At 42.1% G+C, this 12,337-nt stretch carries 7 protein-coding genes; all 7 read right to left on the reverse strand.

What is annotated here, in order from left to right; translation table 11 throughout:
* Positions 1 to 94: 94 nt before the first annotated feature.
* Complete coding sequence (locus QQK00_RS14055; protein WP_284218214.1) at positions 95 to 1,000, reverse strand: sugar phosphate isomerase/epimerase family protein; 906 nt, start codon at positions 998 to 1,000, stop codon at positions 95 to 97.
* A 38-nt stretch (positions 1,001 to 1,038) separates the two neighbouring features.
* Entirely contained in the window at positions 1,039 to 5,151 is a 4,113-nt protein-coding gene (locus tag QQK00_RS14060; RefSeq protein ID WP_284218215.1) for a DUF7133 domain-containing protein, read from the reverse strand.
* 163 nt (positions 5,152 to 5,314) lie between these two features.
* On the reverse strand, positions 5,315 to 6,118 hold the full coding sequence (locus QQK00_RS14065) for a hypothetical protein (RefSeq protein ID WP_284218216.1): 804 nt from the start codon (positions 6,116 to 6,118) through the stop codon (positions 5,315 to 5,317).
* Between the two features lie 31 nt (positions 6,119 to 6,149).
* Positions 6,150 to 8,930: a type VI secretion system ATPase TssH gene (tssH, locus tag QQK00_RS14070; protein WP_284218218.1), complete on the reverse strand. Its 2,781-nt coding sequence runs from the start codon at positions 8,928 to 8,930 to the stop codon at positions 6,150 to 6,152.
* 25 nt (positions 8,931 to 8,955) lie between these two features.
* Positions 8,956 to 9,987: a type VI secretion system baseplate subunit TssG gene (gene tssG, locus QQK00_RS14075; protein WP_284218220.1), complete on the reverse strand. Its 1,032-nt coding sequence runs from the start codon at positions 9,985 to 9,987 to the stop codon at positions 8,956 to 8,958.
* Positions 9,951 to 11,822 carry a type VI secretion system baseplate subunit TssF gene (gene tssF, locus QQK00_RS14080; protein WP_284218221.1) on the reverse strand — a complete coding sequence of 624 codons (1,872 nt, stop codon included), beginning with the start codon at positions 11,820 to 11,822 and terminating at the stop codon, positions 9,951 to 9,953. Before tssF ends, tssG begins: the two co-directional genes overlap by 37 nt.
* A gap of 6 nt (positions 11,823 to 11,828) precedes the next feature.
* Positions 11,829 to 12,329, reverse strand: a complete 501-nt coding sequence (tssE, locus tag QQK00_RS14085) for a type VI secretion system baseplate subunit TssE (protein ID WP_284218222.1) — start codon at positions 12,327 to 12,329, stop codon at positions 11,829 to 11,831.
* Between the last annotated feature and the right edge of the window lie 8 nt (positions 12,330 to 12,337).

Consider the following 12,337-nt stretch of genomic DNA (forward strand, 5'->3'; position numbering starts at 1 on the left):
TTGGAGAGCTTAACGGGTTAATACCATTAAGCTCTTCAAACAAAGCACTAAGGTCAGCATACGATAATTAGCTGTACTAGCTTAAACTTAGATGTCACGGGTGCTTGTTAAGTGATTTTTTTAGGGCTTTTTCTAGTCCAATTTTTGATGCCTCAACGGCTGTCAACGATGTATACCCTTTAGGGTATTCCTCCTGTTCAACCACTAGCCATTCTGTCCCACCATGTTTTCTCATATCTGAGATAAGCGCGACCCAATCAAAGTTGTCATCCCCAATAATTGTATCTATCCCTGTATTGCCTTTCGTGCGAATTTTGATATGGCTGGTGAGCGTTCTATTTGGATAGCGTTTTATTATCGCATTAGGATCTTTTCCCGCATAATTTACCCATCCAATATCCATTTGCATCACAACGTTTTTTGGGGTGTTTGCAGTGACATATTCCCAAAAGGTAGCCATTTTACCGTCGAGCACTTTATAGTCCTCAAATTCGTATGCATGGTTGTGATACCCTATCTTGATGCCATATTCGGCCAACTTTTTTGCATATAATGCAAGTTCTGCGGTGAACTCAGCTAGCTTTTCTGGATTCGCGGAGCGTCCGTCACCAGGGATTATTGCAATAGGTGTACCGATATCAGACAAAAATTGCATCAACTCATGCGCATTACTATTTTTCAACAAGCCAAACTTTACATGTGCTCCGCTTACTTCTAAACCTAATTCATCTAAAAATTTACGAAGGCCTTTTGCGTCATTTTCGTAAGGGCCAAAATTGCCCGCAAATTCTACGGCATCAAACCCCATATTTGCGAGTCTAGTAAGCGTGCCCTTAAAATCAGCTTCGACGTCCTTTCTTACGGACCACAATTGCACACTGATTTTGGGGTGACTTAACACGCCAGTGTTTTCTTCTGCGGCATTAGCGAGATTTATAAAAAAACCCATGCAAAACACAGAATAAAAACACACTAAAGTAAATCGCTTTACAACCTTCATATATTCATCCTTTTATTTCATACTATTAGGGGTTTACCCTAATGGACATCCTCAAGTTTTTCTTTGCGCAAACTAACGAGATACGCTAATACATCCCTAATCTCTCTGTCTGACAAAAGCAAGTTCATGGGGGGCATTCCAGACGCTGCGCGTTTTATCTCTTGTACATCAGCCTTTTGATAAACAGTGGTATCCCCGTTTTTTACGGATATGCTGTTCTCATCTTCACCCATGTAAGTGCCGGTTAGCGTCTCACCACTTTTTAATATAAGCGTCACGCTGCCGTATCGTATTGCGATTTCGGCACTGGGATCCACTAAGGCCCTCAACAAATATTCTTTGGAGAATTGTTCGCCGACGCCAGTGAGTTGCGGTCCAACAAATGCAGAACCTACGCCGTTAACCCGGTGACATCTCATACAACCAGCCGCGCCATTATTAAAGAATATATCTTCACCAGTTTTTGCATCTCCTCCCTCCAACGCGACGGCATAGACTTCAGAGGGTGCCTTACCTATCAGGCTGTCATCATATTTTTTCACTGCGGCTAAAATCTGAGGCGATTTACTTTCTTTTGCTGCATTAACTACTTCAAGTGCCATTCTTTTATCTAGACTGCCCGCTAAGAGTTCGGATAAGTAACCCTTAAGTAAGCTAACTAAATTATCGTTTTCAATAGTCGAAAGTTGCCCTAGCACCGCTTTTTTCGCGACAATACCGCCGCCTCTAAGAATGTCAGATGCGATAGTCTGTGCTTTATCCTTGTCTGTATTAACGATTGTTTTGAATGCAGAAGACACCATAAATACTGAGTTATCTTTGAGGAGGGGTTCAGCAATTTTTATAGAATCAATTTTTCCCTGAGAAACTATCAAATTTAGCGCTTGTGCTCGAATCCTAGCATTTGCTTGGCTATCTTGCGCAATCGCTAGTAAGACATCGTTTTCGATAGAATAATTGTATTTTTCTGCTAAGCGCATACCTTGTACTAATGCGTCGTCTTTAACGGATTGAAGTACGCTTGCGATGTGTTGATTGATAATCTCCGTTATTTCATCCCGTTGTTTATTTGCTTTTGTGGCGTGTCCGGTAATTGGGTCAATTGGATTTACGTCATGCCAGCCTTCAATTGCCGCTAATGCTTCTGCGGCTAGCCGATCGTGTAAACCTATTGATGCTGCGTAGTCAAGTAAGCGAGTTGCGCTTTGCGCTGTTCCCTCGTTATAGTTAGCGTTAATCATTCTGTGGTGTGTGTATCGTTTTGCCGCGGTATTTGAAGGTAAACTTGAGTCGAGTCGTTTAGCCAGTAGAGGACGAAGTTCAAGCATTTCTTTATCATCGATGGCAAACGCTGCTTCTGCGACGATATCTGTATCACTATCGTTAAGGAAAATGGCAAGGTCATTGTCTTCTAACATGCGTAATGCCAGCAAGACTGACATGCGAACATGTGTTGAATCGTTGTTTGCATAGTCTATCCATTTACTTTTGTCGATTCCCTTCAATGCCATAACGTAGGCATGGCGTAGCCATAAATCCTTATCTTTATTTTGTTTAATTAGATTGATTAGTTTTTTCACGGCAGGCGCATGACCAATTCTACCTACGCCAATTGCTGCATACATTTGGACTTGTGGATGACTATCATCTAAGGCATTTACAAGGGCGTCCGCAGCAAATTTTACCTTGTGATCGCCCAGCACTTTGGCCGTTTGTATACGGACTTGTTCGTTCTTGTCTTTTAGTAATGGAAGTAAGGCGTTGAGCGCGTTTTTATCAATTACATCATCGAATACAGATTGACTTAATCCCCATATACTGTGTATGCGCGCTAGCGTATCTTTTGAAGAATCGAAAGCGATCATTTTAAATAAGGTCGTTGCAGGAGAACCTCGCTTCACTAATTCAAATTGCGCTCTCTGCCTAATTTTCATGTGATCTTCTGACAACAAATCACCTAAGCGTTTTGTCTCTAGTGAACTGTAGTCTTGCACCAGTAGCGTCTGTAGTTTCGCGACTTTATTTTTATACTCTGAAGAAGCATTCTCTGGTGATATTGTAAAGATGGCACCTTGGTCAGCATCTTTCCAACCCCCATAGTTAAATTCAGAAACATACAAGCGGCCATCGGGACCAAAATCTAAGTCTGGAATATTAATGCCGTGAACAATCGGCTTTACTGGTGTTGTAAGAAAGGATGCACCATTTTCGATATTCTTGTATGTGGATACAAAAGAACGCGTAGTCGCACCAACCATGTGAGCAATAAAAAAGCTGTCTCGCCACTCTTCCCCCCAATACATACTCGGATTGTATGTGAAACCTGATGGGCCAGTGAATAATTGGGCTATACCAGGTAGCATAAATGCTGGCTGCTCTTCCATTCTTGGCTTAGACATGTTGTTAACGAGCCAAGCCGTGGGTACGTCAGGATCACCGGTATAAAGGAATGAGCGCAATTTCAGTTTGTCTACAAAGCTCATGATACTTTGGTGACCGCCACGCCAGCCTGAATCGCCGCCTTCTACAATGTGATTAACACGTTCGGTATCAGTGCGGTCGCCGTCGTTATCGGCCGTAAACAAATTGCCGTATTTATCGAATGTAAGTTCTTGAGGGTTACGCAAACCACTATAAATTAATTCTAAGTTGCTACCGTCGGCTTCCATACGAAACACACCGCCCATATTGGGACCATGTAATAGCTGACCTTCTTTATTGGTAACGGAATGACCTCTGTCACCCAATGAGAAATACAAGCGACCATCTGGCCCCCAAACTAATCCATGTAAATCGTGGCCTAAAAAACTCATACGCGTGCCGAATCCCGTATGCATGACCTCTTGTTCATCGGCTACCTCGTCACCAGTCGTATCTTTAAGTCGCCATAAGTTTGGAATATTGGTTAAGTAAACATCTTTATCGCGGGTGATTAAGCCAACGGCTAAGCCGTCTAGTGGATCATTGAAAGGGCCCGCGAATACATGTGCTTTGTCGGCTTGTCCGCTGCCGTTTGTGTCTTCAAGAAGTTTGACATAATCCGAGTATTTAGAATAGCCGCTCCAAGGATATTTACCCTGATTTTTTGGGTCTTTCATCATGGATAAACGATCTTCCATTGTCTCAATGGAAATATCTTGAATACTCATGTATTTAGACATTCTACGAATATCGTTGGTGCCTTTGTCGATTCGACCAATTTCAGTGACTAACATCCGGCCCTTATCATCAAAAGTGAAAAAGCCCGTATTCTTAGTTTGTGTTTCATCAGCCCACAGCTCAATTTTCATGCCCTCAGGTATTTTTGCGCCTGACATTCTTAGCTTGGCATCTGATGTCACTTTGTTTTGTTTTAGTGGCTTAATCTTAATTTCTTTAAATTGGATTGGGTGGGTTTCTGCCTGAATAGAGATATAGCCGGAGCGTAAGTTTTTACCGCCGTAAATTTTCGAATATTTTTCTACATCGCCCACTGATAACTGCGGGGACTCATATTCAAGTACTACTTCACCATCTACAATGTGTTTAAAATACTCTCCGCCATATACTTCGACATCAACGGTTACCCATTGGTTGCCGCCATAAGTTTTGGATACCGACTTTATGCAATGTTCGGTGATAAGCTTGCCATCCATTACGACATCAGTATTGGGTGTGCATAAATTCAATGTAGGGCGAGGTGATTCATTTATTCCGCCGAGTAGCTGAACTTCAATGCTTACTGGAAAGGATTGATCAAGTTCCATGGTTTCTGGCGGTTGGCTATGTAGCATTAGTCCGTTGTTTCGAAATGCCCAGTTCATGTCTTCAGTAATTGGCATTTCTGCATCTGTAAAACGGTAGGTCGCTCTGATCGTATAATGAGAATAGGGCGTTTTGTAAAACAAGTGCCCAAATTCACGGTTAAATGAAGGCCATTTAGTATAATCTACGGTTAAATAACCATCTTTTACCGTAAAGGTATCTCTGTAGTTTTCGCCTAATGGATAACCTGCAAATTTTGGTGTCCATCCATCGAGTGACTCGCCGTTAAATAAATGTACCCATTCATCGTCTGGGTTTTCTTTTGCATTCAATGTAAACGTTAACATTGACATGTAAAAAGTAAGTATACATGTCGCAAATGCAGATAGTTTCCTTGTCCTGGGCATACAATTTTCCTGTTCGTAATAATTGTTAATTCTAAATGCTCATTTAAATACTAACAATTGTAATATAACAATAAAACAGAATGTTAACATTTATGGCGTTTTCCAAGCTATGGCAAGGACTAAATTGCTAAAAAACATACATGCAAAATTAAATTTGAGTGGGTTAAGATAAGGCCGGTTTTGCGATAGGAATGATTTGGGTGCTTGTTTCATCAAATACGGAAATGTGTAATACAGTTCTGCCTCGTGTGCCGGCAGCATGCGTCAGATTTGTGCCTGCGTCACGGAGTGTGTTTTCATAATTGATTAGACCATCACATTTGTAATTTCGGCAAGTCGTAGCGCGCATGTCACTAGGTAGCGCACAGCCCATTTCGCCTTGAAACACACAAGCCGCTTGGTAACTATGAGATGGTAAATATTTACGGTAGTCATTTATCACAGTTTTTTCTGTTGGCATCTTTTCAAAAGCAGACACGTAGCGCCTAAGCGACCAATAGTCTTGAAAAGCATGCGTCTCGCCTAAACCACAACAAGCGCCTTTACATGTGCCGCAGGCTTTCCCTAACATTGTTGATGTAAGTTCGTCATCTGCTGGCTTGAGTTCTGCCACATAAGTTGCTTCTGCATTGGGCTTTTGTTCACAAACACTTTGATATACACGTCTAAGGTGCGCTATAAATGCTTCCTTTCTGTCCTCAGGAAGCTCAACAAGGGCTTTGTCATTATAGGGCAAAATAGCGTTTATCGGTGTTGATGGATGGTTTTCATCATTTTCAGTGGGCTGTTGGCTATGCCTAAATAATTCAACGCTCTGCTGGATAACTTGATTTACCTTCGTTTTATGTTCAAGTATCTCTGCTTGGACGCGCGCTCGTTGACAAGGGTTCTGACTACAATAGGGGCTTCTATTGTAGTCAATATACGCCATACTTTGGTGGCAGTGTTTACAAAGATAATTTAGCACAGCAACGTCCCCAACATGTTGAATCCCTTTGCTAATGACTTACTGCATAAACAAACTCACCGCCCTTTGCATCTACACTAACACTGACAACAGGTTCACCTGCTAACATTTGGTTTAAGAATCGGTTGCTTAATTCAGGTAGTAATGTATTTGTCAGTATTGAGTCAATCATCCGGCCGCCACTTTCTAATTCTGTGCATCGACTAACGACAAGATCGACTACACTATCTGAGTAAGAAAATACGATCCCTTGTCCTGTTTCAACACGATGTTTAATTCGGTTGAGTTGAAGTCTTGCAATTGCATCTATCATTTCGTTTGACAGTGGATAATACGGAATCGAGACAATTCGGCCTAGCAAGGCCGCAGGAAAAATTTTCAACTGAGGTTCACGTAATGCTTTAGCAATGCCGTCTGGTTCCGGCATTAGGTCTGGGTCACTACACATATTCATGATTAAATCGCTACCAACATTTGACGTGAGTAAAATTAACGTATTTTTAAAGTCGATCATTCGACCTTCACCATCCTCCATGACACCTTTGTCGAATACTTGAAAGAATATTTCGTGTACGTCAGGATGCGCTTTTTCTACTTCATCCAATAATACGACGGAGTACGGCTTTCGTCTTACGGCTTCTGTTAAAATACCGCCTTCACCATAGCCGACATACCCTGGAGGAGCGCCTTTTAATGTGGATACGGTATGTGACTCCTGAAATTCACTCATATTAATTGTAATCACATTTTGCTCACCACCATAGAGTGATTCAGCTAAGGTTAGTGCTGTTTCGGTTTTCCCTGTACCTGAAGGTCCACAAAGCATAAACACGCCGATGGGTTTGTTTGGGTTGTCTAATCCAGCCCGAGAGGTTTGAATACGCTTAGCAATCATTTCCATTGCATGGTCTTGGCCAATAACGCGTTGCTTCATGATGTCCGCTAAGCTCAATACCACATTTATCTCGTCGCTTACCATTTTACCTACTGGAATCCCTGTCCAATCCGCTACTACAGCGGCAATCGCTTGCTCATCACATGCGGCAAGGATTAAAGGGCTTTCGCCTTGTAAGCTTTCTAGGGCATTATGCAGACGTGCAAGTTCTTGTTTGGTCTCATCGATATCTTTTTCATAATCAGGTGAATCCATTACATCCACGTCACTCTCAATAGCAGTGCTCTCAACAACGTCGCCGTCGACGGCCTCGCTAGCCTCTCCTTCGTTGTGGATATTTTCGGTCGATAACGAAGCTTTTTGAGCGCTGATGAGATCTCTTAATTTGCGTCTTGCTGCGAGTACACCATCCACGGTCTCTTTTTCTTGATTCCACTTACCTGTCAATTCGGATTCTCGCAGTTTTTCTTCTGCTAATTCTGACGTAACCTTGTCCATTCGTGCAGTATCTTCCATGCCGATCGCGGCTTCATTTTCTAACACGGTATATTCTTTGTTTAGGTTTTCAATACGTTGTTTACAATCTTCCAATTCTGCAGGCGTTGCAAATTGACTGACAGCAACTCGAGCCGCTGCAGTGTCTAAAAGGCTAACGGCTTTATCTGGTAATTGGCGAGCGGGAATGTACCGATGGGAAAGTTTAACAGCGGATTCAATGGCTGAGTCAAGAATTTCCACATGGTGATGTTTTTCAAGCATACCTGCAATGTTACGTAGCATTAATATTGCGCGGGCTTCACTAGGTTCTTCTACTTTTACCACTTGAAAACGTCGCGTAAGCGCCGGGTCTTTTTCGATATGCTTTTTATATTCAGCCCAGGTAGTTGCACCAATTGTGCGAAGCTCTCCGCGAGCTAGTGCTGGTTTGAGCAGATTAGCTGCATCACCGGTGCCTGCTGCTCCGCCTGCACCGACTAAAGTATGCGTTTCGTCTATGAACATAATGATTGGGGTAGGTGAAGATTTTACTTCTTCGATAACTTGTTTAAGTCGGTTTTCAAATTCACCTTTCATACTCGCGCCGGCCTGTAAAAGGCCAATGTCTAAACATAAGAGTTTTACATTTTTTAATAATGGGGGTACGTCGCCCTTATTTATGCGATGAGCAAAACCCTCAACAACAGCGGTTTTTCCTACACCAGCTTCGCCAGTAAGTATTGGGTTATTCTGACGCCGCCGCATGAGAATGTCGATGAGCTGTCTTATTTCTTCGTCTCTGCCAATGATAGGGTCAAGATCGCCATTAGCCGCTTGTGCCGTTAAGTCAGTGGTGAATTGCTGTAAGGCTTCTTGTTTTCCCATCTCTGCGGGCGACATTGCTTGACTATCTACGCCAGGTTCGCTACCAATCGCGCTACCATCATTTGCTGACAATTCATCCTCAGTGGAGCCAGCAAGAATACCTCGTAAATCGTCACTTAGCGCTTCAGCCTTGATTTTCTTGAATTCACCAGACATGTTAAGTAGCGCACTGCTCAGCGCTCGTGTTTTTAACATACCAACCACTACATACCCCATTCGGACTTTAGAATCGCCATACACTAAACTGCCATATACCCAGCCTCGCTCTATCGAGTCTTCGATGTGACTTGATAAATCTGATATTGATGTTGCTCCTCTGGGGAGTGAGTCTAAGGCATTTGTCATATCTTTTGCGATAATTGAAGGGTCTAAATCAAAATGTCGAATAATTTTGTGAATGTCTGAATCTTGCAACTGCAATATTTGTTGGAACCAATGGACTAGTTCTACATAAGGGTTACCGCGCAATTTGCAGAATACTGTTGCGCTTTCTACTGCCTTGTATGCAAGTGAATTTAACTTACCGAAAAGATTAACTCGACTAATTTCTGCCATGATGTGTATTCCTTCTTTTAATGAGCTAGCAAACTCGTTGGTATACTACAGCTGCTGTTGGTTGATTGTTCGATGCGAGTTTTCCTCTACACCATGTATTAATACCTAATCTCGATTTGCCTAAACAAGTAACACGCGTTTGCTTCGGTTTTAATAGAATTTTAATAGAAAATGAATACTCGCAACCCACGTGTTTTATGGCCAAGCGTTTTACATTTGTCATGCGGCTTTTGTCATCGATAAGAGAAATGTATTCCTCGTATGTCAATGGCCCGACAATAATGGAAAAATTAAAGCTCCGTTGGTGGGTTCTGTTGCCCAAAATTGTATCCTGACCTAAACGTGTGTTTACATAGCCGAGTTGGCTTTGCTCTTCGTTCCTGAGTGTATACCATTCACCTTCGAACTCTTGAATTTCAACTGGTTGATGTAAATATTCGCTTAGTATCTGTGACAAGATACCTGCACTTCTATTTTGTTGGCTAAATAAACCAGCTAAATGTTGTTGCACTTGGTTTAAATCAGTAAATGACAGTGACGCTTCTTTGCCATTTGGATTGTCGGTTTGCCCATAAAATACAGATAGCCGTTGACGAAAATGATCAGCGCCAGGCCGGTCATGGCATACTGCAGGCTGGCTGTCCGCCCAAGCGCGATAAAACAAGGAGATAAAGCGGTGATGAAAGATATCGAGAAATTCTGTTAGCGTCTTGTCGTGAATACGATATTGTCGCTCAATGGCATATTCTGTTATGTGTGTGGGTAAAGGACCGTTGTGGCCGAGCAAGCCCCAGTAGCTATTCCTCAGCTTATAATTGCCATTGACATCTTCAAATCGAACATCTGTAAAAGCCGAAGAATGGAAATGCAGTAACGGTGCTTGACCAAATCTCAATGCATCTTGTTTAGGTGAAACTGAATATCCTATTCTTTCTGCAAGCGGCGCATTGGCATCTAAATACCGCAACAGCGGCGTAAACCCTTGTTTATAGAGTTCTTCTTGATCACTTACAAGGTGCTCTAAATAGCGCTTCGTAAGCCGATTCGAATGGGCCACCGATGCACCTCTCCACGATTTGATGAATGTAACACAAGTTGCGTAAATGAATTAAGGCTAACGTAATTTGCAAAGAAACGATCTAGTACCATGCCCAGCATAAAAATACTGTTTCCTTCGTAAGCCATTTCATCCAGTGTAATCTTTATTTCTACCCCTCGGCCAAAACAAATAGGCCCTGAAAAAGGCAATCTGCTTGTTATTTGGCGTGTTTGAACATTAATAATACCGTCGATTTGTTTACTTGCGGTATGGTCATTTTTGTTCATCATTAAGCTCAATAACGTTTTTAGCGATGTTAAGGCGTCACCCTCGCTTTCGTTGCTCATACCCAAGAAGTTGATCGACAATTGGTTAATTAAATCCCAAGCCACGTTTCCTTCACTAAGTGGGGGAGAGGGTCTTGTCGGCTCACCAACACACCTAACTGCCTCACAGGGGGCACCAGTTTCAATCGTAAAGTCAGTGGTGCTTTTTCCTAATGGCATCATTAAGGGCAAATCACGGTTGCAGCAAAGTGTTTCTACTGACAGCTGACGCAAATTTTCAGCGTATGGTGCATTTTTGGGGTCCACCAGAGATAAACTAAGTTCTGTGCCGATATAGCTAGAGCGGTGTCCAAATTTACGTTCATTTACACTGAGTGTACGTGTACTTCTGGTGGTCGTGAAGTAGCCTCGATGCTGTAAATTCGGTTTATCATCACTACCATATAATGGGAGAAATTGTGATGTGGATTCTACGCCACTGCTAAACCCTTTTACGTCGGTTACTGCACACACTTCATAATCTAAAGGACGCAGTTTATCTGGCACAACATGGAGCTCGTTGCTCACGCGAGACACATTAATTCTATCAGCTCGTTTCGGGAATAAATTGATTGCCGGGCTACAGTGCAACGCAAAATTATCGGCGGAGACCAAATTTTCAAGCCGTTTATCATTATGATCTAGTAGCAGTAGCAGTTGTACTTTGCTTTCATGGCATTGTTCAAAGGTAGGTCGTAAGTTATTTAGCGCCAAAAACAAATATCGCCGAGTAAACGCAAAATATTCTCTGAGTAACCTAAAGCCATCAAACTGCCGGTTACAATAAGGTAAAAGCGCGTCATCTTTATCGTAGCCTAACGGTGACAAGTCAGTAGGCGCTTTTTCTCTGCGCCACAGCTTATCACCCGTTTTATACATGAGTCCTTTAAAGCCTTTAAATAAAGCTTCAAATAGATACAGTGGAAATGATTCGCTGCCTCGGATATGAAGATTCAAACTATCCATCATAATTTCAGAGAATTTTATATTTGGCGCAGTTTCGAGCGTTATCAAAATACCACTCTTCGGTTGATAGGGTAGCAGCCCCCGATTTACGTATGAGGCTAAGTCTTGTGCATTAACATATTCTGCCTGAGTAAGTCTAACCGGCCAAAGCGTTACAGCATGTGACGTACGGTATTCACAAGCGGTTTGTTCTCCCTTACTCAACAAACTATGTAAAGGCGTTTGTCTTGGCATGTTGACGCCTTCAAGTAAACTGCCTTCTTCAAAGTCTGGTGTAAACTGTGCGATAAGCATAGAAGGTAAAGGTTGTAAAAATGTTGGAAATAGCAGCTCTAATAAATGCTGGGTAAATTGTGGGAAAGAAGCGTCTAGCTTGAGATGTATGCGCGCGGATAAAAAAGCAAAGCCTTCCAACAACCTTTCAACGTAGGGGTCTGAGCAATCAAAACCATCAAGTCCTAATCTACCAGCAATTTTGGGGTATTCCTTGGCGAACTCGGCGCCAGATTCGCGAATGAACTTTAGTTCCTGGTTGTATAGTTCAAGAAATTTTGCTTCCATGGATATTTACCGCCACTGTCCTAATGAAAGACTACCGTTTTCGATGTCAACGTCGGTTTTCAGAAATAATTGTAGCGGTAAAGGTTGTGCCCAGAGGTCACCCGTTATTTCAAATGATAAGGTATTACCGCTCATTTCTTCTTTCGCTAAATGTACTTTTATTTTTAATGTCCTAGGAATAATACGAGGTTCATAATTTTTAATGCTTTTTACAAGTTCTCTTTCAATTGCTTTAGCGCTCATCGCTAAGGCGTTTACGCCTGATAGATCGAGAATACCGTAATTTAATGTAGATTTTTGTATTTCAGGGTAGTCAGATAAATCCATATTTGCAGAAGCATGCACACTGTTTAGCAGCCATGCTAAATCTCTTTGAACAAGCTCTTTAAGCCGAGAAACAGAAATAACTCTTTTCTCTCTTGATTCACTCAATTTTTGAGGATCGTCATCAGACAATCTATCCAATAGTGAGAGTTGCAATCGCTCTTTTTGAGAAAGTTCAGGCATTGTATTTG

This window comes from Agaribacter marinus, assembly GCF_030160655.1.
GTDB classification, from domain to species: Bacteria; Pseudomonadota; Gammaproteobacteria; order Enterobacterales; family Alteromonadaceae; genus Glaciecola; species Glaciecola marina.

Bases quoted from the DNA above. Each gene is read 5' to 3' on its own strand.
- QQK00_RS14055 (WP_284218214.1), bottom strand. From the start codon at position 1,000: ATGAAGGTTGTAAAGCGATTTACTTTAGTGTGTTTTTATTCTGTGTTT.
- QQK00_RS14060 (WP_284218215.1), bottom strand. From the start codon at position 5,151: ATGCCCAGGACAAGGAAACTATCTGCATTTGCGACATGTATACTTACT.
- tssH (WP_284218218.1), bottom strand. From the start codon at position 8,930: ATGGCAGAAATTAGTCGAGTTAATCTTTTCGGTAAGTTAAATTCACTT.
- tssF (WP_284218221.1), bottom strand. From the start codon at position 11,822: ATGGAAGCAAAATTTCTTGAACTATACAACCAGGAACTAAAGTTCATT.
- tssE (WP_284218222.1), bottom strand. From the start codon at position 12,329: ATGCCTGAACTTTCTCAAAAAGAGCGATTGCAACTCTCACTATTGGAT.